Annotated in this window: 25 protein-coding genes; 14 read left to right on the top strand and 11 right to left on the bottom strand. The window is 68.5% G+C overall.

Annotated features, from left to right (window positions below; translation table 11 throughout):
* Positions 1-142 precede the first annotated feature (142 nt).
* Both Q0632_RS14250 and Q0632_RS14245 read right to left on the bottom strand, forming a co-directional pair.
* Entirely contained in the window at positions 143-2,407 is a 2,265-nt protein-coding gene (locus Q0632_RS14250; protein ID WP_298931202.1) for a molybdopterin cofactor-binding domain-containing protein, read from the bottom strand.
* A gap of 55 nt (positions 2,408-2,462) precedes the next feature.
* Entirely contained in the window at positions 2,463-2,915 is a 453-nt protein-coding gene (locus Q0632_RS14245; protein WP_298931200.1) for a (2Fe-2S)-binding protein, read from the bottom strand.
* Positions 2,916-3,021: 106 nt separating this feature from the next.
* On the opposite strand from Q0632_RS14245, the gene Q0632_RS14240 reads away from it, so the two are divergent.
* Together Q0632_RS14240 and Q0632_RS14235 are read left to right on the top strand one after the other, a co-directional pair.
* Positions 3,022-4,908, top strand: coding sequence for an ATP-binding cassette domain-containing protein (locus Q0632_RS14240; RefSeq protein WP_298931198.1), 1,887 nt, complete (start codon positions 3,022-3,024; stop codon positions 4,906-4,908).
* 181 nt (positions 4,909-5,089) lie between these two features.
* Entirely contained in the window at positions 5,090-6,748 is a 1,659-nt protein-coding gene (locus Q0632_RS14235) for a phospholipase D family protein (protein ID WP_298931196.1), read from the top strand.
* On the opposite strand, the gene Q0632_RS14230 is transcribed toward Q0632_RS14235, so the two are convergent.
* Positions 6,745-7,188: a YciI family protein gene (locus Q0632_RS14230; RefSeq protein WP_298931194.1), complete on the bottom strand. Its 444-nt coding sequence runs from the start codon at positions 7,186-7,188 to the stop codon at positions 6,745-6,747. The two genes, Q0632_RS14235 and Q0632_RS14230, sit on opposite strands and share 4 nt — an antisense overlap.
* A gap of 65 nt (positions 7,189-7,253) precedes the next feature.
* The gene (locus tag Q0632_RS14225) at positions 7,254-8,690 is read right to left on the bottom strand and encodes a PLP-dependent aminotransferase family protein (RefSeq protein WP_298931191.1); all 1,437 of its coding nucleotides are present in this window, start codon (positions 8,688-8,690) and stop codon (positions 7,254-7,256) included.
* 126 nt (positions 8,691-8,816) lie between these two features.
* Between Q0632_RS14225 and Q0632_RS14220 the strand changes: the two genes are divergently transcribed.
* From Q0632_RS14220 to Q0632_RS14165, 12 genes are all read left to right on the top strand, one after another.
* Positions 8,817-9,431, top strand: coding sequence for a LysE family translocator (locus tag Q0632_RS14220; protein WP_298931188.1), 615 nt, complete (start codon positions 8,817-8,819; stop codon positions 9,429-9,431).
* Positions 9,428-10,330: a DMT family transporter gene (locus Q0632_RS14215; protein ID WP_298931185.1), complete on the top strand. Its 903-nt coding sequence runs from the start codon at positions 9,428-9,430 to the stop codon at positions 10,328-10,330. Before Q0632_RS14220 ends, Q0632_RS14215 begins: the two co-directional genes overlap by 4 nt.
* Before the next feature lie 18 nt (positions 10,331-10,348).
* Positions 10,349-11,542: a PLP-dependent aminotransferase family protein gene (locus Q0632_RS14210; protein ID WP_298931182.1), complete on the top strand. Its 1,194-nt coding sequence runs from the start codon at positions 10,349-10,351 to the stop codon at positions 11,540-11,542.
* A 2-nt stretch (positions 11,543-11,544) separates the two neighbouring features.
* Positions 11,545-12,165 carry a glutathione S-transferase family protein gene (locus Q0632_RS14205; protein WP_298931179.1) on the top strand — a complete coding sequence of 207 codons (621 nt, stop codon included), beginning with the start codon at positions 11,545-11,547 and terminating at the stop codon, positions 12,163-12,165.
* An 8-nt stretch (positions 12,166-12,173) separates the two neighbouring features.
* Entirely contained in the window at positions 12,174-13,016 is an 843-nt protein-coding gene (locus tag Q0632_RS14200) for a PhzF family phenazine biosynthesis protein (RefSeq protein ID WP_298931176.1), read from the top strand.
* On the top strand, positions 13,013-13,693 hold the full coding sequence (locus Q0632_RS14195; RefSeq protein WP_298931173.1) for a VOC family protein: 681 nt from the start codon (positions 13,013-13,015) through the stop codon (positions 13,691-13,693). The genes Q0632_RS14200 and Q0632_RS14195 overlap by 4 nt, the downstream gene beginning before the upstream one ends.
* On the top strand, positions 13,693-14,325 hold the full coding sequence (locus Q0632_RS14190; RefSeq protein WP_298931169.1) for a LysE family translocator: 633 nt from the start codon (positions 13,693-13,695) through the stop codon (positions 14,323-14,325). Before Q0632_RS14195 ends, Q0632_RS14190 begins: the two co-directional genes overlap by 1 nt.
* A 2-nt stretch (positions 14,326-14,327) precedes the next feature.
* Positions 14,328-15,296, top strand: coding sequence for a threonine dehydratase (locus Q0632_RS14185; RefSeq protein WP_298931166.1), 969 nt, complete (start codon positions 14,328-14,330; stop codon positions 15,294-15,296).
* A gap of 73 nt (positions 15,297-15,369) precedes the next feature.
* The gene (locus Q0632_RS14180) at positions 15,370-16,041 is read left to right on the top strand and encodes a histidine phosphatase family protein (RefSeq protein WP_298931163.1); all 672 of its coding nucleotides are present in this window, start codon (positions 15,370-15,372) and stop codon (positions 16,039-16,041) included.
* 79 nt (positions 16,042-16,120) lie between these two features.
* Positions 16,121-16,480 carry a co-chaperone YbbN gene (locus Q0632_RS14175; protein WP_298931160.1) on the top strand — a complete coding sequence of 120 codons (360 nt, stop codon included), beginning with the start codon at positions 16,121-16,123 and terminating at the stop codon, positions 16,478-16,480.
* 157 nt (positions 16,481-16,637) lie between these two features.
* Positions 16,638-16,916: a KGG domain-containing protein gene (locus Q0632_RS14170; RefSeq protein WP_298931154.1), complete on the top strand. Its 279-nt coding sequence runs from the start codon at positions 16,638-16,640 to the stop codon at positions 16,914-16,916.
* Positions 16,917-17,066: 150 nt separating this feature from the next.
* Entirely contained in the window at positions 17,067-17,441 is a 375-nt protein-coding gene (locus tag Q0632_RS14165) for a hypothetical protein (protein ID WP_298931151.1), read from the top strand.
* On the opposite strand, the gene Q0632_RS14160 is transcribed toward Q0632_RS14165, so the two are convergent.
* From Q0632_RS14160 to Q0632_RS14130, 7 genes are all read right to left on the bottom strand, one after another.
* Positions 17,434-18,459: an RNA methyltransferase gene (locus Q0632_RS14160; protein ID WP_298931148.1), complete on the bottom strand. Its 1,026-nt coding sequence runs from the start codon at positions 18,457-18,459 to the stop codon at positions 17,434-17,436. The two genes, Q0632_RS14165 and Q0632_RS14160, sit on opposite strands and share 8 nt — an antisense overlap.
* Before the next feature lie 53 nt (positions 18,460-18,512).
* Entirely contained in the window at positions 18,513-18,956 is a 444-nt protein-coding gene (gene cynS, locus Q0632_RS14155) for a cyanase (protein WP_298931145.1), read from the bottom strand.
* Positions 18,953-19,732 (bottom strand): ABC transporter ATP-binding protein, encoded by a 780-nt coding sequence (locus Q0632_RS14150; protein ID WP_298931142.1) that lies wholly within the window; start codon positions 19,730-19,732, stop codon positions 18,953-18,955. The genes cynS and Q0632_RS14150 overlap by 4 nt, the downstream gene beginning before the upstream one ends.
* A gap of 82 nt (positions 19,733-19,814) precedes the next feature.
* Positions 19,815-20,672 carry a nitrate ABC transporter permease gene (ntrB, locus tag Q0632_RS14145; RefSeq protein WP_298931138.1) on the bottom strand — a complete coding sequence of 286 codons (858 nt, stop codon included), beginning with the start codon at positions 20,670-20,672 and terminating at the stop codon, positions 19,815-19,817.
* Positions 20,669-22,033 carry a CmpA/NrtA family ABC transporter substrate-binding protein gene (locus Q0632_RS14140; protein WP_298931136.1) on the bottom strand — a complete coding sequence of 455 codons (1,365 nt, stop codon included), beginning with the start codon at positions 22,031-22,033 and terminating at the stop codon, positions 20,669-20,671. Before Q0632_RS14140 ends, ntrB begins: the two co-directional genes overlap by 4 nt.
* Positions 22,034-22,160: 127 nt before the next feature.
* Entirely contained in the window at positions 22,161-22,823 is a 663-nt protein-coding gene (locus Q0632_RS14135) for a response regulator transcription factor (protein WP_298931133.1), read from the bottom strand.
* A gap of 59 nt (positions 22,824-22,882) precedes the next feature.
* The gene (locus tag Q0632_RS14130; protein WP_298931130.1) at positions 22,883-24,058 is read right to left on the bottom strand and encodes a PAS domain-containing sensor histidine kinase; all 1,176 of its coding nucleotides are present in this window, start codon (positions 24,056-24,058) and stop codon (positions 22,883-22,885) included.
* Between the last annotated feature and the right edge of the window lie 19 nt (positions 24,059-24,077).

The raw sequence follows: 24,077 nt of genomic DNA, 5'->3' as shown, positions 1-24,077 counted from the left end.
CCCTGGTCAACTTTCTTGGCTCTTTTCTCCGCCTCACTTCGCTTCCGAAACTTCCGGTCGCCGCGTTCAGCAGAGCCGTCGAATATAGCACGGTATTTTGGCGGCCTGCAAGCCGCCTCCAACTCTTTGCCGAGCCGCGCCGCTACGCAAAGGGCAGCGCCCGGTGCCGCTTGCCAGTCAACAGAAACAAGGCATTGCCCACAGCTGGCGCCAAGGGCGGCACACCGGGCTCGCCGACGCCTCCCGGCGCGCGCTGGCTGGCGACGATCCATGTTTCTACAGTGGGGGCCTGCGCCAGCCGCACCATTGGATAAGAGGGGAAGTTCTGCTGCTGGACGACGCCCTGCTGGATATCGATACGGCCATGAAGCGCTGCCGTGAGGGCGAAGATGACCGAGCTCTCCATCTGCTGCGCCACGATGTTCGGATTGACCACGGTGCCGCAGTCGATGGCGCATACCACGCGGTGCACACGGGGCTTGCCATCCTGCAAGGACACCTCAGCCACCTGGACGACGATGGAGCCGAACGACTCATGCAAGGCGATGCCGCGCGCACGCCCCGGCGCAGGCGCGCTGCGCCAGCCAGCTTTGTCTGCCGCCATGTCGAGCACGGCCAGGTAGCGGGGCGCACGCTGCAGGTGCTTGCGCCGAAATTCCACCTGGTCCTGCCCGGCCTGGGTCGCCAGCTCATCCATGAAGCTTTCCGAGAAGAAGGCGTTGTGCGAGTGTCCGACCGAGCGCCAGAAGCCCACCGGCACGCCCATGCGGGTGGCGACATGCTCCATATGCTGGTTCGCGATGCCATAGGGCAGGTCGAACAGGCCCTCGGCCGTCGTCTTGTCGGGGGTGTCCACCGGCCCGGCAAGCGCGGGAAGGCCGCGCTCAATCCAGCGCGGGGTGATGGCATCGCCGGCCGACTTGATCGACAGCGCGGCAAGCTGGCCCTGGGCATCCAGGCTGGCACGCAGCCTCGCCACATGCATGGGCCGGTAAAAATCGTGCCCCGTGTCCTCCTCGCGCGGCCAGACCAGTTGCACCGGCGCGCCGGCACTGTCCATGGCCACGCGCACAGCCTGGGCGACATAGTCCACTTCCAGTCTGCGGCCAAAGCCCCCTCCCAGCAGGGTCACATGAACGGTCACGTCGGCCAGGGGCACACCGGCCACCTGCGCGGCGATCGCCCGCGCCATCTGCGGCACCTGGGTGGGCACCCAGACTTCCACCTTGCCGTCACGCACCTGCGCCGTGCAGTTCATGGGCTCCAGCGTGGCGTGCGCCAGATAAGGAGCGCGGTACCAGGCCTCCAGGACAGGGCCAGACTGCTTTTGGGCCGCGGCGACGTCACCCCGCTCGAAAAAGACAAACCCGTCCTGGCCTCTGACGGCGTTTTCCAGCGCAGCGTCGATCTGCGCCGTGTCCAGCCCACCCCGGGGTCGCTGGCGCCACTCCACCAGGACCGCCTGGGCCGCCTGCCTGGCCTGCCAATAGCCCTTGCCGATGACGGCAAAGCCGGCGGTGGACCCAGCATACGCAGGCAAAAGTACCAGTCGCTCTGCGCCGGGCATGGCCAGGGCCGCGTTGGCGTCGATGTGGCCCGGCGATCCCCCCAGCATGGGACACAGGCGCACCACGGCGTACTTCATGCCCGGCAGCCGCACGTCCAGGCCGAACCGGGCCGCCCCATTCACCTTGGCCGGCACGTCCAGCCTGGGCACGGAGCGGCCTATCAGCTTCCAGTCCTTGCGGTCCTTGAGCCGGACCGTGCCGGGCGGCGTGGCCGCCGCAAACTTCGCCAGTTCACCGTAACCGGCCGATTTTCCCGAGGGATGGGAGACCACGCCCTCACGCACCGACAGCTCGTCGACCGGCAGCCGCCAGTGCAAGGAGGCGGCGCCCAGCAGCGAGGCCCGCGCCGTGGCGGCGGCTGCGCGCACCACCTCCCAGGCGTCGGCCACGCTGGACGAGCCCCCGGTGGCGTTGATGCCCAATTCGCGGGCGATCTTGCCTACCACCCACTTGCCGGTCTTGACCCGGCCGAAACCGTCCTCGTTGTCCTCATCCAGCGGGTGGAAGGGCAGGCTGGCCACGAGCATGGCGACATTGCCGTAGATGGCGTCGGCGCCGGCCTGTTCGATACGCACCGCGCGCAGCGGCACATCCAGCTCCTCCGCCGCCAGCATGGGCAGGGCCGTGTGCACGCCCTGTCCCATCTCGCTGCGCGGCATGGCCAGCACAATGGCGCCATCGGCCGTCACCTTGATCCAGCCATTGAGCGCGATGTCGCCCTCGGTGGGCAGCATCAGCCGGTTGCTGCCCAGGCGCGAGCGCTGCGGCAGCACGCCCCAGCCCACCACCAGGGCACCGGCCGCCCCGGCGGCGCTGAGCAGCCAGGCGCGCCGCCTCATTGGACACCTCCGCGCGGCGCGCTGCGGTGGATTCGCCTTGGGACGGCCCAGCGGCTCATGTTTTCACCCCCGCCGCCCGCTTGATCGCCAAGCGCACCCGCTGGTAGGTGCCGCAGCGGCAGATATTGGTCATGGCCTCGTCGATGTCGGCATCGCTGGGCTTGGGCTTTTTCTCCAGCAGCGCGGCGGCGGCCATGAGCATGCCGCTCTGGCAGTAGCCGCACTGGGGCACCTGCTCGGCGATCCAGGCCGCCTGCAAGGGGTGGGGCTTGCCGGGCGCGCCCAGGCCTTCAATGGTGGCAATGCGCTTGCCCACGACCGCCGAGACCGGGGTGACACAGGAGCGCACGGCCTGGCCGTCGACCCGCACGGTGCAGGCGCCGCAGGCGGCGACGCCGCAGCCGAACTTGGTTCCCGTCATGTTCAGCACGTCGCGCAACACCCAGAGCAGGGGCATGCCGGGATCAGCCTCGGCCTGGACCGCGCGGCCGTTGATCTGCAGTTCCAAACCCGCCTCCTGGAGTGTTGTTGTCGTGCCGGACCACTATAGCCAGCCCATCCAAAGGCAGATAGAGGACTGTGGTGCGGCGGCGACCCGGATAATCCCCTGCTTCATGGCATTGATCACACTCCTCAACGCGCAACTGGCCTTCGGCCATGTCGCCCTCCTCGACCACACCGACTTTTCCCTCGAGACCGCCGAACGCATCGGCCTGATCGGGCGCAATGGCGCGGGCAAGTCCTCCTTCCTCAAAATCCTGGCCGGCATGGAAAAGCCGGACGACGGCACGCTGCAGATGCAGACGGGCGTTCGCATCGCCTATGTGGCGCAAGAGCCCGTGCTGGACCCCGCCCACACGGTCTTCCAGGCCGCCAGCGCCGGCGTCGCCGACGTCATCGCCTGGATCGACGAGTACACCCACGGCCAGGGCGACCTGGACAAGCTGCAAGGCCTGATCGAGGCCAAGGACGGCTGGAACTGGGAGCAGCGCGTGACCGAGACCCTGCACCGCCTGCACCTGGACGGCGAGGCCGTGATCGGTACGCTCTCGGGCGGAACGAAAAAGCGCGTGGCCCTGGCCCAGGCCCTGGTCAGCCAGCCCGACGTGCTGCTGCTGGACGAGCCCACCAACCACCTGGACCTGGACTCCATCGAATGGCTGGAAAGCCTGCTGATCGACTTCAAGGGCAGCGTGGTCACCATCACCCACGACCGCTCCTTCCTGGACCGCGTCGCCACCCGCATCGTCGAACTCGACCGCGGCCAGCTGCGCTCCTACCCCGGCGCCAACTTCACCCGCTACCAGGTGATGAAGGAAGAACAGCTGGCGCAGGAGGCGGTGATCTCCGCCAAGGCAGACAAGCTGCTGGCACAGGAAGAGATCTGGATCCGCAAGGGTGTGGAAGCGCGCCGCACCCGCGCCGTCGCCCGCATCGAACGGCTCGATGTGCTGCGCGCCCAGCGCTCCGCGCGGCGCGAAGCGCTGGGCAGCGTCAAGCTGGACGTGGCCACGGGCCAGAGCAGCGGCAAGATCGTCGCCGAGCTCACCGAGGTCGACAAGTCCTTCGGCGACAAGCTCATCGTGCGCAATTTCACCGGCACCATCCTGCGCGGCGACAAGGTCGGCCTGATCGGCCCTAACGGCGCCGGCAAGACCACCCTGCTCAAACTGATCCTGGGCGAGATCACGCCGGACGCCGGCAAGATCCGCCAGGGCGCCAACCTGCAGGTGGCCTATTTCGACCAGATGCGCAACGCGCTGGACCTGGACGCCACGCTGGAAGACTTCATCAGCCCCGGCAGCGAATGGATCGAGATCGGCAACCAACGCAAGCACGTCAAGAGCTACCTGGGCGACTTCCTGTTCTCGCCGGCGCGCGCCACCTCGCCCGTGCGCTCGCTGTCCGGCGGTGAGCGCAACCGCCTGCTGCTGGCGCGCCTGTTCGCGCGGCCGGCCAATGTGCTGGTGCTGGACGAACCCACCAACGACCTGGACATCGACACCCTGGAACTGCTGGAAGATCTGCTGCAGAACTACGACGGCACGGTCTTCCTGGTCAGCCACGACCGCGCCTTCCTGGACAACGTGGTCACCAGCACCCTGGCCTTCGAGGGCGATGGCAAATGGCGTGAATACGAGGGTGGCGTGCAGGACTGGCTGATCCAGTCCAAGCGCAGCCGCGAACTGACAGCCGCTGCAGCCAAAACCCCGGCCAAGACCCCGGCTCAGAGCCAAACCAACCCCACCCCCTCGTCAAATAACGCTCCAGCGCTATCAAAAAAGAAGCTGAGCTACAAGGAACAGCGCGAACTCGAGGCCTTGCCCGGCCTGATCGAGGCGCTGGAAAAAGAGCAGCGCGAAATCCAGTCCGAACTGGCTGACGGCAGCCTGTATGCCAGCGATGCCGAGCGCGCAGCCCAGCTGGCGGCACGCAGCGCGCAGATCGACGACGAGTTGCTGGCAGCGATGGAGCGCTGGGAAGTCCTGGGCAAGACATAGAGCGTCGCACGTAGGCGCTTTGCTCTCAGCGACTGGCGGCAACGGCTGACTTTGGCCGGCCCCGCCGGCCAGCGCCCTGCCATACAGTGGGCCAGCCATGCTGCCCACCTCCACCTCCACCTCCGCCATTGCGACGTCAGGATCGCCCCGCCCTTGGGGCCGGTTCTGGCGTGCCGCCGCCATGACCCTTCTGACCACCTGGGCCGCGGGCTGCGCCAGCCTGCCCGCCAACGTCTCCCGCACCAGCTCCACCACCTTCGATGCACCCGACAGCACGCCGCTGGGCCAGCTGGCCCTGGCGCGCCGGACCCAGGCCACTGCCCGCGCGGATTCGGGCTTTCATCTGCTGGCCACGGTGGACAGCGCCTTCACCAGCCGGCTGGCCCTGATCCAGGGCGCGCAGCGCAGCCTGGACCTGCAGTACTACGCCATCCACGCCGACGCCAGCACCGAGCTGCTGCTGCAAGGCCTGCGCGACGCCGCCCGGCGCGGCGTGCGGGTGCGCATCCTGCTGGACGACTTCAACACCGCCGGCGCCGACGCCCAGGTGCTGCGCCTGAGTTTCGAGAAGAACATCGAAATGCGGCTGTTCAACCCCCTGCCCGGCTCGCGTGGCTCCCTGCTGACCCGGGCGTTGGGCTCGCTGCACGACGCCAGCGCCATGCAAAAGCGCATGCACAACAAGCTGTTCCTGGCCGACAACGCCTGGGGCATCGCCGGCGGCCGCAACCTGGGCGACGCCTACTTCGGCGACAGCCAGACCAGCAACTTCGTCGACCTCGACGTGCTGGCGGCCGGGCGCATCGTGCGCGACATGTCGGCCAGCTTCGACCGCTACTGGGCCGACAAGCTGGCCTATCCGGTCGAGACCCTGGTGTCCAAGGAGGACCTGGAACGCCTGCGCAAGGACGGCGACGCCAAGCCTGCGCCACAGGGGCCGAACGAAGGCGGCATGCCGGCGTTCCAGGCCAGCACGCCGCGCGCCCCGACGCTCAGCGCCACGGCCAGCGTTCTGCCGAACATGACGGCCACGGCGGTCGCCAAGGCGGAGCGCACGCCCATGGATCTGAAGGCCGTGCCCCTGGTCTGGGCGCCCTCGGTGCTGATGGCGGACAAGCCCGGCAAGGTCGGCCCGGATGACGACGAGACCAATGCCGGCGACACCCTGGTCGACGGCCTGCTGGCCCTGATGCAGCAGGCACGCGAAGAGGTGCTGGTCATCTCGCCCTATTTCGTGCCCGGCAAGGACATGATGGCCATCTTCCGCGAGATGCGCGGGCGCGGCGTTCGCATCCGCGTGCTGACCAACTCACTGGCGTCGAACGATGCGCCCGCCGCCCACGCCGGCTATGCGCGCTACCGCAAGGACCTGCTGGCCATGGGCGTGGAGCTGTACGAGATGCGCTCCGATCCGGCCAGCGCCGGTGGCCTGGCGGGCTCCGGCGGCGGTGGCGGCGGCTCGGCCGGCTCCTTCGGCAGCGGTGTCGGCGGCTCCAAGAGCGGCGCATCGCGCGCCAGCCTGCATTCCAAGGCCGTCATCCTGGACCGCCGCCTGTCCGTCATCGGCTCGATGAACCTGGACCTGCGTTCCCAGCTGCAAAACAGCGAGGTGGCGCTGCTGATCCGCAGCCGCCGCGTGGCCGACGAAGCCGCCCGCCTGGTCGAGATCGGCTTCACCCGCTCCGCCTACCGGCTGGAGATGGCCAAGGACGGCGCCCTGGCCTGGCGCGCCCCGCCCGGCGCAGCCTTCAAGGACGAGACCGGCGAGCCCGGCGCCGACACCAAACTCAAGCTGCTCGCCAACCTGCTGCGGGTCATCGCACCGGACTCGATGCTCTAGGTCTGCTCTTTGCCCTGCCACACCGATGCACTCCAGGTGGGTGCAGCAGACCGGATGAGGGCAAGAGCCTCGGGTGGAATGTCCCCGGCGCCCGTCAGCTGGCGCACTTCCAGCACGTCATCGATGCCCGAGCCGGTGGGGACGCGCAGCGCCCACTGGATGGCCTCCTCCAATGAGGGCACGTCGATGATGTAGAAACCGCCGACCAGTTCCTTGGACTCGGAAAAGGGACCGTCAACGACGTGCCGCTTGCCCTGGGAGATGGCGATGCGGGCACCCCGTGCGGCAGGGTTCAAACCCTCGGATGCGATCAGCACGCCGGCCTGGTGCATTTCTTCGTTGAACCGCATGTAGGCGCTAAAAATCTTCTCGTCGAAGCCCGCTTCGCCGTCCGATTTTTCTTCGCCCGTGCCTGCCTGTGCCGTGATGATGAATCGCATGGTCTTGCTCCTGGAAATGGCTGCCGTCACAGCCACGACGAATGGCGGCCCGCCGTATCGACAGGCTAGAGTGCCGAGCGCACCCGGCTGAAGACCTTCCAGAAGGCCGCGTCCTGGGTCGTCGCGAAATTGATGCGCATCAGGGTGCTGGGCTTGCGCTGGGCGAAAAACAGCGCGCCCGGCGCCAGCAGGTAGCCTTCATCGAGCATGCGCTGCGACAGGGCGTCGGTGTCCACGCCGGTGTCGACCCAGCCGAACAGGCCGGCCGGCTCGGCGGCAAAGCTGCAGCCGGCCTGCTGGGCCAGCTTGACGCTGCGGCTGCGCGCCGCATCAAGCCGGGTGCGGATGCGGTCGCAATGCCGTCGCAGCTGGCCCTGCTCCATGCACAGGGCCACGGCCCGCTCCAGCAGGGCCGGCGTGGTCAGCGTGCCCAGCAGCTTGGTGTCCAGCAGGCGCTCGATCAGCGCGGGGTGGGCGGCCAGGAAGCCGACCCGCCAGTTGGGCGCCAGGATCTTGGCGAAGCCACTGACGTGGATGGTGCGCTGCAGACCGTCGAGCGCACACAGACGGGTGGCGTGCTCGGGCGCGATGTGGCTGTAGGTGTCGTCCTCGACAATGTGGAAGTCGTGCTGGTTGGCCAGCTGCAGCACACGGTGGGCGCTGCCCGGTGTCAGGCAGTAGCCCGTCGGGTTGTGCAGCACGCTGACGCTGACATAGAGCTTGGGCTTGTGGACCTCGCAGTAGCGCGCCATCACCTCCAGGTCGGGCCCGTCGGCGCGGCGCGGCACCGGCAGCAAGCGCATGCCCATGTGCGTCAGGCGGGCGAACTCCACGGCCCAGCCCGGCTCCTCCACCATCACGTGGTCGCCGGCGCGCAGCAGGGTGCGGCTGGCGATGTCCAGCGCATGGGTGGCGCCGACGGTGGTGATGATGTTGTCGGGACTGGCGTGCACGTTCAAGGTGGCCAGCTTCTTGGACAGCGCCCGGCGCAGGCTGGCGTCGCCCAGCGGCTCGCCGTATTGCAGCGAAAACTCCTGCAGCGCGCGGGTGCTGGTGACCTTGCGCACGGCCGCCGGCATGAAGCTCGCGTCCAGCCAGTCGGATGGGAAGACCCCGGCGCTGGACTGCGGCTTGTTGCCGGCCGCATGGAACATGCCGCGGATCAGCGCCGTCGCGTCGATGGGCACGTTACGGACCGCCCCGGCAGGCCGCGCACTGGCCGCCTCCGCCGCGCCTTCGCTCGCATCCTCGCCATATTTCGCGGGGACTGCAGCCATTTCCCGCACAAAGAAGCCGCGGTTCCTGCGGGCCTCGACCAGGCCCTGGGCCAGCAGCTGGTCGTAGGCGGCCACCACGGTGGACGGGCTCACGCCCTGCTGCTGGGCGCATTGGCGCACCGAGGGCAGACGCGCGCCGGGCGCCAGCAGGCGGCTGCGGATGCGCTCGGCAAAGCGCTGCGCGAGCTGCTCGGTCAGCGACTGCGACGAGGCTTTCATCAACATTGGCGACAATCCTTGTGTACTGGGCGATCCACCAGCACAGACGACAAACTGCGCCGCCAAACTGTACTGGTCGTGTATTGGTGTCTAGATTACATTGAAGCGCATGCCCTGGCAAGAAAACACCCCATGAGCGCCGCCGAAATCACCGCCCTGCTGGTGTTCTGCACCGCCATGAGCTTCTCGCCCGGCCCCAACACCACGCTGTCCACGGCGATGGCGGCCAACCATGGCCTCAAGCGCACGCTGCGCTTTTGCATCGCCGTCCCCACCGGCTGGACCCTGCTGATGCTGGCCTGTGGCCTGGGCCTGGGCGCGGCCGTGACCGGCGTGCCGGCGCTGCGCTGGGCCGTCAAGTTCGCCGGCGTGGCCTATATGCTGTGGCTGGCCTGGAAGCTCGCGGGCGCGCGCCAGCTGGGCGAGGTTGACGCCTCGCGCCTGAACATCAGCTTCGGCCAGGGCGTGGCCATGCAGTTCCTCAACATCAAGGCCTGGATGATGGCGCTGACGCTGACCGCCGGCTGGGTGGTCAATGCCGGCGGCCAGCCCGCCGCCAATCCGCTGCAGCGCCTGGCCATCATCTGCGTGCTGATCGTGTGCTTCGCCTTCACCAGCAACTTCGCCTACGCCCTGGCCGGCTCGCTGCTGCGCCAGTGGCTGGTCCAGGGCCAGCGCCTGGCCTGGTTCAACCGTGCGCTGGCCCTGGTGCTGGCACTCACCGCCGCCTGGATGCTCACCGTATGAAAGCCGAAGAAATCCGCGGCCTCTGGCTTGGACTGTTGGGCGTCGCCATCTTCGCTCTGACGCTGCCGATGACACGCCTGGCTGTCGGCACTGCTCAGGCACCGCAGATGTCGGGCCTGTTCATCGCCTTCGGCCGCGCCGTGGTGGCGGGCCTGCTGTCGGCGGCCTTCCTGCTTGCCACCCGCGCACCCTTGCCGCGCCGGGCAGACTGGCTGCCGCTGGCGGCCACCGCCGGCGGTGTGGTGTTCGGCTTTCCGCTCTTCACCTCGGTCGCCATGCGCTACGTGGAAGCTGTGCATGCCGCCGTCATCATCGGCGTGCTGCCCCTGGCCACCGCCGCCGTCGGCGCCTGGCTGGCGCGCCAGCGACCCTCGGCGGGCTTCTGGGCCTGCGCCGTCCTGGGCAGCGTGTTGGTGGCCGTCTACGCCCTGCTGCACTCGGGCAGCGCTGGCCTGGGCCTGCACCCGGCCGACGGCCTGCTGCTGGCCGCCGTGGCCTGCGCAGCCGTGGGCTACGGCTACGGCGCGCGCCTGGCCCAGGCCATGCGCGCCGACCATGTGATCTGCTGGGCCCTGGTGATCAGCCTGCCGCTGACCCTGCCGGGCGCCCTGCTGGCGCGGCCGCAGACCGGCTTGCCGGCCTCGGCCTGGTGGGCCTTTGCCTATGTGGCGGTGTTTTCCATGTGGCTGGGCTTTTTCGCCTGGTACCGCGGCCTGGCCCTGGGCGGCACGGTGCGCGTCAGCCAGGTCCAGCTCATCCAGCCCTTCCTGAGCATGCTGTTCGCCGTCCCCCTGCTGGGCGAGACTCTGGACGGCATCACCCTGGGATTTGCGCTGGCCGTCATCGCCACCGTGTTCATTGGCAAGAAAATGCCGGTACGCGCCGCCCAAGCAACCTGAACCGAAAGAGAGACCCGCATGAAACCGAACGACCTCCCGCAAAAGCACTGGGTGCTGGCCCAGCGCGCCGAGAAGATGAACCCCTCGGTCATCCGCGAGATCCTCAAGGTCACGGAGCGGCCCGGCATCATCAGCTTCGCCGGCGGCCTGCCCTCGGCCAAGACCTTCCCGATCGCCGAGTTCGAAGCGGCCTGTGCCAAGGTGCTGCGCGACGACGGCCCTGGCGCGCTGCAGTACGCGGCCAGCGAAGGCTACGGCCCGCTGCGCGAGATGGTGGCGGCCATGCTGCCCTGGCAGGTCGATCCGGACCAGGTGCTGATCACCACCGGCTCGCAGCAGGGCCTGGACCTGGTGGCCAAGGTGCTGATCGACACCGGCTCGCGTTTGCTGGTGGAGACGCCGACCTACCTGGGCGCGCTGCAGGCTTTCGCGCCCATGGAGCCCAAGGTGCTGGGCGTCGCCAGCGATGCCGGCGGCATCGATCTGGCAGACCTTGCAAGCAAGGCCGATGGCGCGCGCTTTCTCTACCTGCTGCCCAACTTCCAGAATCCCACCGGCCGCACCCTGGGCGAAGAACGCCGCGCCGCCCTGTCGCTGCGCGCCGCCGAACTGGGCCTGCCCATCGTCGAGGACAACCCCTACGGCGACCTCTGGTTCGACCAGCCGCCGCCGCTGCCGATGACAGCGCGCAACCCCGAAGGCTGCCTCTACCTGGGCTCGTTCTCCAAGGTGCTGGCGCCCGGCCTGCGCCTGGGCTTCCTGGTGGCGCCGCCTGCCCTGTACCCCAAGCTGCTGCAGGCCAAGCAGGCGGCCGACCTGCACAGCCCGGGCTTCAACCAGCGCATGGTGGCCGAGGTGATGAAGGACGGTTTCCTGGACCGCCACGTGCCGACCATCCGCGCGCTGTACAAGGCCCAGCGCGACGCCATGCTGGCCGCCTTGCAGCGCGAGATGGCGGGCCTGGGCGTGGAATGGAACACGCCAGACGGCGGCATGTTCCTCTGGGCCCGCCTGCCGGCCGGCGCCAGCGCCATAGCCCTGCTGCCCAAGGCGGTGGACAAGGGCGTGGCCTTCGTGCCCGGCGCGCCCTTTTATGCCGGCGAGGCCGACGCGCGCAGCCTGCGCCTGTCCTTCGTTACCGCCAGCGTGGAGCAGATCGACACCGGCATCGCCGCGCTCGCCGCCGCGATCCGCGAGCAACTGGGACGCTGAACATGCTGACCATCTGGGGCCGCATCTCCTCCATCAACGTGCGCAAGGTCGTGCTGGCCGCGCAGCTGCTGGAGATCCCCTTCGAGCGCCTGGACGCCGGCGGCGCCTTCGGCATCGTCAACACCCCGGCCTTCCTGGCGAAGAACCCCAACGCCATGGTGCCGCTGGTCGAGGACCAGGGCTTCGCCCTGTGGGAGTCGAACGTCATCGTGCGCTACCTGTGCGCCAAACACGCCAGCGGCTCTCTCTATCCCACGGAGCTGACAGCGCGCTTCGACGCCGAGCGCTGGATGGACTGGCAGCAGACCAGCTTCAACAATGCCGGACGCGAAGCCTTCATCCAACTGATTCGCACGCCGCCGGAGCGGCGCAGCGCCCCCGCCATCGCACACTCGGTCGCCCTGACCACGGCGCTGCTGTCGCAACTGGACGAGAAACTGGGCCAGCGCGCCTTCCTCGCTGGCGAGCAGCTGACCATGGCCGACATTCCCATGGCCTGCGAGATGCACCGCTGGTGGGGCCTGCCGATGGAGCACGCGCCCTACCCCAACGTGCAGCGCTGGTACCAGAGCATCACCGCCTTGCCCGCCGCCCGCGGCGTCCTCGATATTCCCCTGTCCTAGAGAAGCCAATGCAGCAGCGCCCCTTCAAGCAGATCGACGTCTTCACGCCCGTTCCCTACCTGGGCAATCCGCTGGCGGTGGTGATGGACGGCAGTGGCCTGTCGGACGAAGAGATGCAGCACTTCGCCCACTGGACCAATCTGTCGGAAACCACCTTCCTGCTGCCGCCCACGCAAAAGGGCGCCGACTACCGCGTGCGCATCTTCACGCCCGGCGGCGAGCTGGCCTTTGCCGGCCACCCCACCCTGGGCAGCTGCCATGCCTGGCTGGAAGCCGGCGGCCAGCCGGCCAGCGGCAACCAGATCGTGCAGGAATGCAAGGCCGGCCTGGTGCAGATCCGGCGCGAGGCTTCGCGTCTGGCCTTTGCCGCGCCGCCGCTGCAACGCAGCGCGCCCAGCCCTGCGCTGCTGGCGCAGGTGGCCGGCGCCCTGGGCCTGACGGCGCAGCAGATCGTGGCGGCGCAGATGCTGGACAACGGCACGGTCTGGCTGGGCCTGTTGCTGGACAGCCCGCAGACCGTTCTGGCCCTGCAGCCCAAGCACATCGAGCTGAAGAACCTGGGCTACAAGGTCGGCGTCGCCGGCATCCAACAGGACACACCAGAAGCCCAACTGCAAGTGCGCGGCTTCGCCGCCCCGGTCGGCATCCTGGAAGACCCGGTCACCGGCAGCCTCAACGCCAGCCTGGCGCAGTGGCTGATTGAGGAAGGCCGCATGCCGGCGCGCTATGTGGCGGCGCAAGGCGTTTGCCTGGGCCGTGCCGGCCGTGTCCACGTCGAACGCGACAGCGACAAGCAGGTCTGGGTGGGCGGCAATTCCAGCACCTGCATCAGTGGCACGGTGACCCTGTGACACCCAACGCCAGCCTCGACCACCTGGTCATCGCGGCCGACAGCCTGGACCAGGGCGTGGCCTGGTGCGAGGCCACGCTGGGCGTGACGCCGGCGGCCGGCGGCGAGCATCCACTGATGGGCACGCACAACCGGCTGTTGCGGCTGGAAGGCACGCGCTATCCGGGCGCCTATCTGGAAATCATCGCCATCAATCCCGCCGCGGCCGATCCCGGCCGGCGCCGCTGGTTCGACCTGGACGACGGCGCGCTGCGCGAGGCGGTGCGCAGCGAACCGCGGCTGGTGCACTTCGTCGCCGCCACCGGCGCCGCTGCGGCCAGCGTGCGCGCGCTGTCGGCCCTGGGCATTGACCGCGGCCCGCTGCTGCAGGCGCAGCGGCCCTCGCCCGATGGCCTGCTGCGCTGGCAGATCAGCGTGCGCGACGACGGCCAGCGCCTGTTCTACGGCGCGCTGCCCACGCTGATCCAGTGGGACAGCCCGCACCCGGCTGGCAAGCTGCCGCCCTCGGGCCTGGAGCTGGAAGCGCTGCACGCCAGCCACCCGCGCCCGGCCGACCTGCAAGCGGCCTGCGCCGCGATCGGCCTGCAGGACGTTGCGGTCAACGCCGGAGCGCCCAACCTGGTCGCCGTCTTCCACACACCGCGCGGCCGCGTGCTGCTTGAATCGAAAGGACTGTGATGCTGGCCCTGACCGACCTGGCCTGGTTCGCCCTGGCCGCCCTGCTGCTGGTGCTCACCCCCGGCCCCAACATGATTTACTGCGTCTCGCGCACCCTGGTCCAGGGCCGGGCCGCCGGCATGGTCTCGCTGGCCGGCGTGCTGCTGGGATTCGTCGTCCATCTGCTGGCCGCGGCGCTGGGCCTGACGGCCCTGCTGATGGCCGTGCCCCTGGCCTTCGACGCCATCAAGCTGGCCGGAGCCGCCTACCTGCTGTGGCTGGCCTGGCAGGCCGTGCGCCCCGGCGGCGCCGCGCCCTTCGAGGCCCGCTCCCTGCCGGTCGACCCGCCGGCCACGCTGTTTCGCATGGGTTTCATCACCAATGTGCTCAATCCCAAGGTGGCGATGTTCTACCTGTCCTTCTTCCCGCAGTTCCTGCATCCGGAGCGCGGCTCGGTGCTGCTGCAAAGCCTGCAATTGGGCGTGGTGCAGATCGGCATCAGCGGCGCGGTCAACGCCCTGCTGGTCCTCGGCGCTGCCGGCATCACCGCCTGGCTCTCGCGCAGCCGCCGCTGGCTGCAGGCGCAACGCTACGTGATGGGCAGCGTGCTGGCTCTGCTGGCCCTGCGCATCGCCTTCATGGAAAAGAAGTAAGCATGCAGTTCTCCCGCGAAGAGGTCGCCGCGGCGATGCAGACCGTGCATGCCGCCGTGCCGCCCACGCCCCAGTACGCCTGGCCCCTGCTGCGCGAGCGCCTGGGCATGACGGTGTGGGTCAAGCACGAGAACCACACGCCGGCCGGCGCCTTCAAGGTGCGCGGCGGCCTGACCTACTTCGAGGCGCTGGCGCGCGCACAGCCCGGCCTCACCGGCGTCATCAGCGCCACCCGCGGCAACCACGGCCAGTCGGTCGGCCTGGCGGCGCGCCGCCACGGCATGGCCGCCACCATCGTCGTGCCCCACGGCAACTCGCTGGAGAAGAACGCCGCCATGCGGGCACTGGGCGTGACCCTGCTGGAGCATGGCAGCGACTTCCAGGAAGCACGCGAGCATGCAGGAGCGCTGGCGCAGCAGCGCGGCCTGCACATGGTGCCGTCCTTCCACCGCGATCTGATCCTGGGCGTGATGAGCTACTGGGTGGAGTTCTTCGAAAGCTTCGCCAAGGGCGACGAGCCCGAGGTGGTCTTCGTGCCCATCGGTCAAGGCTCGGGTTTTTGCGCCGCCGCGGCAGCGCGGGCCCACACCGGCGCCCGCTCGAAATTGATCGGCGTGGTCTCGGCCCATGCCAGGACCTACCTCGAGTCCTTTCGCAGCGGCCAGGTCGTCGAGGCGCCGGTCACGACGCAGCTGGCCGACGGCATGGCCTGCCGCATTGCCGACCGGGAGGCGCTGGACGTGGTGCTGCGCCACGCAGAGGACATCGTCGCCGTCACCGATACCGAGGTGGCGGCCGCCATGCGCTGGCTGTTCGCCGACACCCACAACGTGGCCGAAGGCGCAGGCGCCGCCGCCCTGGCCGCCGCCTGGCAGCAGCGCGAACGCCTGCGCGGCCAAAGCGTGGGCATCGCCCTGACCGGCGGCAACGTCGACAGCGAGGTCTTCGCCAAGGTGCTGGCGGGCGGCTGACACCCGGTCAACTGCGCGACTCCCAGTCGCGCATGGGACGACACAGCCCCGGCGGATTCGCCAGAATCACCGCATGGGAACCCTCTACCTCGTGCGCCACGGCCAGGCCTCGTTCGGCGCCGAAGACTATGACAACCTCAGCGAGCTGGGCCACAAGCAGAGCGTGCGCCTGGGCGAGTACTTCGCCAACAAGGGCATCGCCTTCGACGGCCTGATCGCCGGCACGCTGCGCCGCCACAAGCAGACCCTGGCGGGCATCCTGCAGGGAATGAACATAACGGGCGAGCACCTGTCCTGGGACGGCCTGAACGAATACGACAGCGAGGCGCTGATCGCCACCGTCCATCCGCACAAGCTGGAAAAGCCCAGCTCGCCGGAGATGTACAGGCACCACTTTCGCCTGCTGCGCGACGGCCTGACGCAGTGGATGGCCGGCGTGGTCAGCCCGCGCGGCATGCCCAGCTACAGCGATTTTTCCGCCGGCGTGGCCGGCGCGCTGGACCACGTGCGGGCCAAGCACCACGGCCAGAACGTGCTGATCGTCAGCAGCGGCGGGCCGATCTCCACCGCCGTGGGCCAGGTGCTGGGCACCAGCGCCGAGACCACCATCGAGCTGAACCTGCGCATCCGCAACAGCTCGGTCACCGAGTTCGCCTTCACGCCCAAGCGCCACATGCTGGTCAGTTACAACGCCGTGCCGCACCTGGACCACCCGGGCTGCGAAGGCTGGCTGACCTACTCCTGAGTCAGCAGCTATCAATTTGATAGCTTCCCAGGTCGATTTGCCGGGGGTTAGTGGCCTTTTTCCTTGCTAAACTGGGACCATGCACCGCCCTGACGACAGCACCGCGCCCTGGCGCGTGATCTGCCTGTGCGCCGCCTGGTGCGGCGTCTGCCGCGACTGGCGTGCCGCCTTCGATGACGTCGCCGCGGCCCATCCGCAGTGGCGCTTCGCCTGGGTCGACGTCGAGGATGAGGCCCAGGCCCTGGGTGAGGTCGACGTCGAAACCTTTCCCACCCTGCTGGTCGCCCACGGCGAGCAGCCGCTGTTCTACGGGCCCATGGCACCCTCGGCGGCGCAACTGCAGCGCCTGCTGGCCAGCCTGCGCGAGGGCGGCGGCGCGGCGCCGGGCCCGGCCGCGGCGCTGCTGCAACGCCTGCTGGCCGGCGTCCTGCCCGCCTGACGCCCACTCGCTTTGCGCGCGGATGTAACCGCGCAAGGCCCTGTCCTACACAGCTGCCCCCGACAGACTGACGGCAGCGTCGGTACGGCGCGCGTGCAATGGGACATGGCCGGCAGGCCATGCTTTTTCCACACCCAATTCTTCAGGAGAAACACAGATGGCACTGACCCAACAAAACAGGAAACCTGGCAACTCCAACCGGGGCTTCGCCTCGATGGACCCGCAACGCCAGCGCGAGATCGCCAGCCAGGGCGGCCGCGCCGCCCACGAAAAGGGCACGGCCCACGAGTTCACCTCGGAAGAGGCCCGGGCCGCTGGCCGCAAGGGCGGCCAGGCGCGCAGCGAGAACAACCGCGCCAATGCGTCCAGCGCATCCAACCAGTCCAACCAGTCGGATGTGTCCAGCGCTTCGGACAGCCTGGTCAGCGAGCACTAGGACAGGCTTGCACTTGCAAGAGGCGCTACGGCGCCTCTTTTTTTGCCGCCAGCGCCAGCGCCAGCGCCTACAGAGCTTGGCGCTGCCAGCGCACATGGCACGGCCCGATGGCGGTGCAAGCTCTGCGTCATCAGTTCCCCAGGAGACCCCATGAAGAAATACCAGAGCATCGCGCTGTGCGCCAGCATGCTGGCCGTCACCGCGGCCAGCTGGGCGGCCGGCAACGAAGGCCTGAGCCAGGCCCAGCAACGCTACAACCAGGAGCGCTCCCGCTGCATGAGCGGCCAGTCGCACCAGGACCGCGCGACCTGCCTGCAGGAGGCCGGTGCCGCCTTGCAGGAATCGCAGCGCGGCGGCCTGGCCACCGACAAGGCCAACCTGGCCGGCAACGCCACGGCCCGCTGCGATGCGCAGCCCGTGGCCGACCGGGCCGACTGCATGGCGCGCATCCAGGGCGCCGGCACGGCGCAGGGCAGCGTGGAAGGCGGCGGCCTGATCCGCCAGACCGAGACCCCGGTCAAATAAAGCGCACGGACTGGGCCTGCCCTGCGCGCTCACGGGCGCGCAGCTGGCCACAGCCGCCCTCCACGTCCTGGCCGGCCGACTGGCGCAGTTTGGTCAGCACACCGCGGCCGCTCAGACGCCGCGCGATGTCGGCGGCCCGCTCCATGGCCGGCCGCCGGAACGGCAGACCGTCCACCGTGTTGTAGGGAATCATGTTCATCACCGCGTACTTGCCGGTCAGCAGGCGGACGATGCCCTCGACCTCCTCTTCGGTGTCGTTGACGCCGTCCAACAGGGTCCATTGGTACTGGATGGGGTAGCCGGTAGCGCGGGCATAGCGCTCACCCTCCTCCACCAGTTCATCCGGAGCGATGCGCGGGGCGCGCGGCAGCAATTGCGCGCGCAGATCGGCCCGCGTCGTGTGCAACGACAGGGCCAGCGCCGGCTTGACCGGCCCTTGCGGCAGCCGCTCGAACACGCGCGCATCACCCACCGTGGAAAACACCAGGCTCTTGTGGCCGATGTTGCCGGCCGTGCCCAGCAGCTCGATGGCCTCCAGCACGTTGTCGATGTTGTGGGCCGGCTCGCCCATGCCCATGAAGACCACCTTGTTCACCGGCCGCAGGCTGCGCGCCAGCACCACCTGGGCGACGATCTCGGCGCTGCCGACCTGGCGCAGCAAGCCCTCGCGGCCGGTCATGCAGAACACGCAGCCGACGGCGCAACCCACCTGGGACGAGACGCACAGGCCGCCGCGCGGCAGCAGCACGCTCTCGACCGTCTGGCCGTCGGCCAGATCGACCAGCAGGCGCTCGGAGCCGTCGGCCGAGGGGTGGCGCGAGCGCAGGCGGGCCAGGCCGGCCAGTTCCTGCGTGAGCGCGGGCAAGGCCTCCAGCAAGCCATGCGGCATGAAGGTCTCGGGCCGGCGGCTGCCGCTGTCCTGCGGCATGGCATTGGCCCACAGGCGCAGGACGCGGTGCTCGTGCCTGGTGTTGGCACCGTGGGCGCGCAGGCGGTCACGGATGTCTTGAATGCGCATCCGCCAAGCTTACCCCCGGCACCGTCATTCCCGCGCAGACGGGAATCCGACCCTCAATATGTCTTGTACGGAAGGAACTTGCCGGACAGCACCACGTTGACCCGGTCACCCTTGTCGTTGGGCTCGCGCGTGATGTCCATGGAGAAGTCGATGGCGCTCATGATGCCGTCGCCGAACTCCTCGTGGATCAACTCCTTGATGGTGGCGCCGTAGACGTTGACGATCTCGTACCAGCGGTAGATCAGCGGGTCGGTCGGCACCTGGGTGGGCAGCGAGCCCTTGTAGGGCACGACCTGCAGCCATTTCTGCTCGTCGGCGGACAGGCCGAAGATCTCGCCGAGCACGCCGGCCTGTTCGGCCGTGGCCGTCATCTGGCCCAGGCACAGGGCGGTGGTCCATTCCTTGGACTGGCCGATCCTGGCGGCGATGTCGGACCATTGCAGGCTCTTGCTCACCTTGGCCGTGATGATTTTTTCGGTGACGTCGTTGCGGTTCATGTGGTGCTCCTGTGGACAAGAAAATCGACGATGTGGTTGCGCAGCTCGTAGTAGCCGTCCAGGTGGTGCAGGCCGGCGCGCGTGCGCGACTTGGGAAGGGGGTTGATGACGGCGTGCGCAATGCCGCCGGAACGCTGGGGCGTGGCATTGCGCATCAGCAGGATGCGGTCGGCCAGCAGGATGGCCTCGTCCACGTCGTGCGTGATCATGAAGACGGTCTGCTGGGTCTGGCGCACGATGGCCATCAGCTCGTCCTGGATGCTGCCGCGCGTGAGCGCGTCCAGCGCGCCGAAGGGCTCGTCCAGCAGCAGCATCTTGGGCGCGATGGCAAAGGCCCGGGCAATGCCCACGCGCTGCTTCATGCCGCCCGACAGCTCCGAGGGCTTCTTGTCGATGGCGGCCGTCAGCCCCACCATGGCGACGAACTTCTCCACCTGGGCGTCGATCTGAGTGCGGCTCCACTGCGGCCAGCGCGACGCCACCGCAAAAGCGATGTTCTTGCGCACCGTCAGCCAGGGCATGAGGGCGTGGCTCTGGAAGACCACGCCGCGCTCCAGACTGGGCCCGCCGATCTCACGGCCGTCCATGAAGACATGGCCGGCGCTGGCCGTGTCCAGGCCCGCCAGCACGTTCAGGATGCTGGTCTTGCCGCAGCCCGAGTGGCCGATGATGCAGACGAACTCGCCACGGGCGATCTCGAAGCTGACGTCAGCGAACACCGGCTGGCCGGGTGTGAAGGATTTGGCCAGTCCCTCGATCTTGAGAAAACCCCGCATGCCGCGCTCCTCGCCTTTGTCATTGCGGGCCTGACCCGCAATCCATGGATCCCGGGTCAAGCCCGGGATGGCCAGCCCGGTCTCATTCAACATAGGTCACCCACTTCTGCAGCTGCGCAAAGGCCAGGTCCAGCAGCATGCCGACCACGCCGATGACGGTGATGGCGAAGATGACATTGGCCAGCGACAGGTTGTTCCACTCGTTCCAGACGAAGTAGCCGATGCCGGTGCCGCCCACCAGCATCTCGGCCGCCACGATGACCAGCCAGGCAATGCCCATGCTGATGCGCATGCCCGTCAGGATGGTGGGCGCGGCCGCCGGCAGGATCACCAGGAAGGCCTTGCGCAGCGGCGTCACCTCCAGCGTGCGCGCCACGTTGAGCCATTCGCGCTTGACCGAGGCCACGCCGAAGGCGGTGTTGATCAGCATCGGCCAGACCGAGCAGATGAAGATGACGAACACGCCCGAGACCGAAGAGTCCTTGATGGTGTACAGGGCCAGCGGCATCCAGGCCAGGGGCGAGATCGGCTTGAGGATCTGGATGAAGGGATCGAAAGCCCGGTGCAGCAGCGGCGACATGCCGATGACGAAGCCCAGGGGCACGGCCACCAGCACCGCCAGCAAAAATCCCAGGCCGACCCGGCCCAGCGAGTGCGCCAGCTGGATGGCGATGCCCTTGTCGTTGGGGCCGTTGTCGTAGAACGGGTGTGACAGCTGCTTGACGAAGGCGGCGCCGACCTGGCCCAGGCTGGGAAAGCCGGTGGTCTTGGTGCTGCCGACCTCCTTGCCCATCATCTTGGCGTACTCGGCCTGCTCCGGCGACAGCGCGCTGCCCGGCGCCGCCGCCGGGCCGGACAGCGTGGCGACGTGCCAGATGCCCAGGAAGGTGGCGAGCAGCAACAGCGAGACCGCCGCCGCTTTCAGCCGGAGCAGGTTCATGCCGGACTCATCTTGTTGATGGCAAAACTCTTGACGTACTCCTCCGGCTTGGCCGGATCGAACTCCTTGCCCATGACCTTGAACTTCTTGTAGGCGCCCTCGGGCGGTTTCCAGCCGGCGGCCGCCATCTGCTTCTTGGCGTCGGTCAGCATGAAGACCTTCTCGGCGATCTGCTTGTAATTGACCTCGCCCTTGACATAGCCCCAGCGCTTCATCTGGGTGAGCATCCACACGGCCATGCTCTGCCAGGGCACGGGGTCGAAGTTGGCGCGGTCGGGCACGTTCTTGATGTTGCCCAGGCCGTCGGCAAACTTGCCGGTCAGCACCTGGTTGAGCACGGTCTCGGGCTGGTTCAGGTACTGGGTGGGCGCGATCACCTTGGCGATCAGCTCCCGGTCCTTGGGCTGGCTGGCCATGAAGGAGGAGTTGATCACCGCACGGTACAGGGCAGCGAAGGTGTTGGGGTTCTGTTTGATGAAATCATCGCTGACGCCGAAAGCGCAGCAGGGGTGGCCGTCCCAGATCTCCTTGGACAGGATGTGGATGAAGCCCACCTCGTCGTAGACCGCGCGCTGGTTGAAGGGATCGGGGCCGAGGAAGCCGTCGATGTTGCCGGCGCGCAGGTTGGCCACCATCTCGGGCGGCGGCGTCACGCGAATCTGCACGTCGGTGTCGGGGTTGACGCCGTTCTCCGCCAGGTAGTAGCGCAGCAGGAAGTTGTGCATGCTGTATTCGAAGGGCACGGCGAACTTCATGCCCTTCCACTGCCTGGGATCGCGCTTGTCCTTGTGCTTGACGTGCAGGGTGATGGCCTGGCCGTTGGTGTTCTGGATGGTGGCCACGTTCATCGGCACCTGGGTCGAGCCCAGGCCCATGGAGATGGCCAGCGGCATGGGCGAGAGGAAGTGCGAGGCGTCGTGCTCCTTGTTGAGCATCTTGTCGCGGATCAGGGCCCAGCCCGCCGTCTTGTTCAACTGCACGTTCAGGCCCTGCTGCTTGTAGAAGCCCAGGGGCTCGGCCATGATCAGCGGCGTGGCGCAGGTGATGGCGATGAAGCCGATCTTCAGGTCCTTCTTCTCCAGCGCCGACTTGTCCTGCGCCATGGCCTGCAGGCTGGCCACCGGCAACAGGGAAGCGATGGCGGCCCGCGCGGTGTTGGCGCCGACGGCGCGCAGGAAGCTGCGGCGCACGCTGTCCACCGGGAACAAGGCCTTGACCAGGCTGGCTTCCATGAAGTCGCGCGCATAGTCCTCCACGTTGCCTGGGGCCTGGCCATGCTCGCCGGGCGCGTGGTCCTGGCCGCAGGCGCAGCGCAGCATCAGCGGTCGGTCGGCATCGTAGGGATCGTTGGCTTGGGACATGGTGCAACTCCTTGGTGGTTGCACCGGCGTTGCAAGCACCGCGCCTGTCCGCTGCCCCACAGGGCCCGCTGCGCCAAATCGTCGATGACTCCACCAGGGCTTGTAGTGGCAGCCCTACAAAGCCGGCTCAGGCGGCGGCGTTGCCCTGTCTTTCGGCGTACAAGGCCAGTTCCACGTCGTTTTTGGTCCCGGTCTTTTCCAGGATGCGCGCACGGTAGGTGCTGACGGTGTTGGGCGCGAGCTGCAGCTGCGCACCAATTTCGCTCACGCTGCGCCCCATGGCGAGCAGTCGAAAGACCTGGTGCTCGCGGTGCGACAAGGCCTCGGTGCCGGCCTTGCCGCCCACAGCGGTGGCCAGCGCTTCCGCCGTGATGGGTGTGACGTAGACGCCGCCGGCCGCCACCTTGCGCACGGCCGCCACCATGACGTCGGGATCGGCGCTTTTGTTCAGATAACCGGCCGCGCCCAGCTTGATGGAGCGCACGGCGTACTGGCGTTCCGGGTAGGTGCTGAGCATCAGCACCGGCAGGCGCGGCCAGTCGCGGCGCAGCGCCTGCAACACGTCCAGGCCGTCGCGCCCGGGCATGGCGATGTCCAGCAGCACCACGTCCAGGCCTTCACTGCCGCCCAGCGCGCCAACCTGCTCCAGCACCTGCGGGCCGTCCGTGGCCTCGGCCCGCACCTCGATCTCGGGGGCGTCGGCCAGCACCTGCTTGAGGCCCTCGCGCACGATGCGGTGGTCGTCGCCGAGGAGAACGCGGATGGGAATAGGGCCCCCACGCTCGCCCACTACGTGTGGCTCGCTGCCCCCCGAGGGGGCCTTCGCGCCTAGGGGCGGCCCGTCGGCGCTCATGGCGCCACCATGGGCATGTCGAGGGTGAATGTGCTGCCGCGACCGACTTCGCTGGCGATGCTGATGCTGCCGCCCAGGTGCAGGGCACGCTCGCGCATGCCCATCACGCCGTAGGCCGTGGGTGCATCGAAGGCCTCGGGCGGGGCGCCGCGACCGTCGTCGCGCACCGTCAGGCGCAGGCCCTGTCCATCGGCCGCGATGCGCACGACGATGCTGCCGGCCTGGGCATGGCGGCCGACGTTGCTGAGCATTTCCTGGAAGATGCGAAACACCGCCATCGCCGCCGCCTCGGGCAGGGCCGGCGCCGGGGCTACATCCATCCCCCAGTCCAGCGCCAGTTCGGCCGACTGCACGAAGTCGTGGGCCTGCCACTCCAGCGCCGCCCACAGGCCCTGGTGGTCCAGGATGCTGGGCCGCAGGTCGGTGATGATGCGCCCGACGTTGTCCACGGCGCTTTCGATCAGCCGGCTCATGTTCTGGCACTTGCAGCGCATGGTCTCGCGCATGGCCTGGGCGGCGTCGGCCGGCCGGCCGGGTTGTTCGGCCAGGCGCTTGTCCAGCCAGTTGACGTCCATCTTCAGCGCCACCAGCAGGCTGCCCAGCTCGTCGTGCACCTCGCGGGCGATGCGGGTGCGCTCTTCCTCCCTGACCTTCTCCGAATAGGCCGAGAGTTCGCGCTGCTGGGCCAGCGCCGCCGACAGCTCACGGGTGCGCTCGGCCACCCGCGATTCGAGCGCGGCGTTGGCCTCGCGCAGGGCGTCGGCGGCGCGCTTGCGCTCGGTGATGTCGACAAAGGTGATGACGGCGCCGCGCACCTGGGCGCCGTCCAGGATGGGGTAGCTGGAATATTCCACCGCGAAAGAGCCGCCATCACGGCGCCAGAACACCTCGGTGTCCAGCCGGCAGGGCAGGCCGCGGCGGAAGGCGTTGAAGATCGGGCAGTCGCTGTCCGGGTAGGGCGAGCCGTCGGCGTGCGAATGGTGGGTCAGCTCGTGCATGTTGCTGCCCAGCACCTGGGCCGGCTCGAAGCCGATCATGCGGGCGCCGGCCCGGTTGATGAACATGCAATGGCCATCCAGGTCGATGCCGAAGATGCCCTCGCCGGTGGACTCCAGCAGCAGCCCCAGCTGGTGCTGCCACAGGGGCTGGAGGTCGAGCGTGGCGGCGCGCATACCAGGAGACGAAGCAAGG

Origin of the sequence: uncultured Ramlibacter sp., from assembly GCF_936925435.1 — a bacterium.
Classification (GTDB): Bacteria; Pseudomonadota; Gammaproteobacteria; order Burkholderiales; family Burkholderiaceae_C; genus Ramlibacter.
The sequence above is the reverse complement of the archived record's forward strand: the minus strand, read 5'-3'. Positions and strand labels throughout refer to the sequence as shown.

Excerpts from the sequence above, each read along its gene's own strand:
- Q0632_RS14250 (WP_298931202.1), bottom strand. The coding sequence starts at position 2,407 with ATGAGGCGGCGCGCCTGGCTGCTCAGCGCCGCCGGGGCGGCCGGTGCC.
- Q0632_RS14240 (WP_298931198.1), top strand. The coding sequence starts at position 3,022 with ATGGCATTGATCACACTCCTCAACGCGCAACTGGCCTTCGGCCATGTC.
- Q0632_RS14235 (WP_298931196.1), top strand. The coding sequence starts at position 5,090 with ATGACCCTTCTGACCACCTGGGCCGCGGGCTGCGCCAGCCTGCCCGCC.
- Q0632_RS14230 (WP_298931194.1), bottom strand. The coding sequence starts at position 7,188 with ATGCGATTCATCATCACGGCACAGGCAGGCACGGGCGAAGAAAAATCG.
- Q0632_RS14225 (WP_298931191.1), bottom strand. The coding sequence starts at position 8,690 with ATGTTGATGAAAGCCTCGTCGCAGTCGCTGACCGAGCAGCTCGCGCAG.
- Q0632_RS14220 (WP_298931188.1), top strand. The coding sequence starts at position 8,817 with ATGAGCGCCGCCGAAATCACCGCCCTGCTGGTGTTCTGCACCGCCATG.
- Q0632_RS14215 (WP_298931185.1), top strand. The coding sequence starts at position 9,428 with ATGAAAGCCGAAGAAATCCGCGGCCTCTGGCTTGGACTGTTGGGCGTC.
- Q0632_RS14210 (WP_298931182.1), top strand. The coding sequence starts at position 10,349 with ATGAAACCGAACGACCTCCCGCAAAAGCACTGGGTGCTGGCCCAGCGC.
- Q0632_RS14205 (WP_298931179.1), top strand. The coding sequence starts at position 11,545 with ATGCTGACCATCTGGGGCCGCATCTCCTCCATCAACGTGCGCAAGGTC.
- Q0632_RS14200 (WP_298931176.1), top strand. The coding sequence starts at position 12,174 with ATGCAGCAGCGCCCCTTCAAGCAGATCGACGTCTTCACGCCCGTTCCC.
- Q0632_RS14190 (WP_298931169.1), top strand. The coding sequence starts at position 13,693 with ATGCTGGCCCTGACCGACCTGGCCTGGTTCGCCCTGGCCGCCCTGCTG.
- Q0632_RS14185 (WP_298931166.1), top strand. The coding sequence starts at position 14,328 with ATGCAGTTCTCCCGCGAAGAGGTCGCCGCGGCGATGCAGACCGTGCAT.
- Q0632_RS14180 (WP_298931163.1), top strand. The coding sequence starts at position 15,370 with ATGGGAACCCTCTACCTCGTGCGCCACGGCCAGGCCTCGTTCGGCGCC.
- Q0632_RS14175 (WP_298931160.1), top strand. The coding sequence starts at position 16,121 with ATGCACCGCCCTGACGACAGCACCGCGCCCTGGCGCGTGATCTGCCTG.
- Q0632_RS14170 (WP_298931154.1), top strand. The coding sequence starts at position 16,638 with ATGGCACTGACCCAACAAAACAGGAAACCTGGCAACTCCAACCGGGGC.
- Q0632_RS14165 (WP_298931151.1), top strand. The coding sequence starts at position 17,067 with ATGAAGAAATACCAGAGCATCGCGCTGTGCGCCAGCATGCTGGCCGTC.
- Q0632_RS14160 (WP_298931148.1), bottom strand. The coding sequence starts at position 18,459 with ATGCGCATTCAAGACATCCGTGACCGCCTGCGCGCCCACGGTGCCAAC.
- cynS (WP_298931145.1), bottom strand. The coding sequence starts at position 18,956 with ATGAACCGCAACGACGTCACCGAAAAAATCATCACGGCCAAGGTGAGC.
- Q0632_RS14150 (WP_298931142.1), bottom strand. The coding sequence starts at position 19,732 with ATGCGGGGTTTTCTCAAGATCGAGGGACTGGCCAAATCCTTCACACCC.
- ntrB (WP_298931138.1), bottom strand. The coding sequence starts at position 20,672 with ATGAACCTGCTCCGGCTGAAAGCGGCGGCGGTCTCGCTGTTGCTGCTC.
- Q0632_RS14140 (WP_298931136.1), bottom strand. The coding sequence starts at position 22,033 with ATGTCCCAAGCCAACGATCCCTACGATGCCGACCGACCGCTGATGCTG.
- Q0632_RS14130 (WP_298931130.1), bottom strand. The coding sequence starts at position 24,058 with ATGCGCGCCGCCACGCTCGACCTCCAGCCCCTGTGGCAGCACCAGCTG.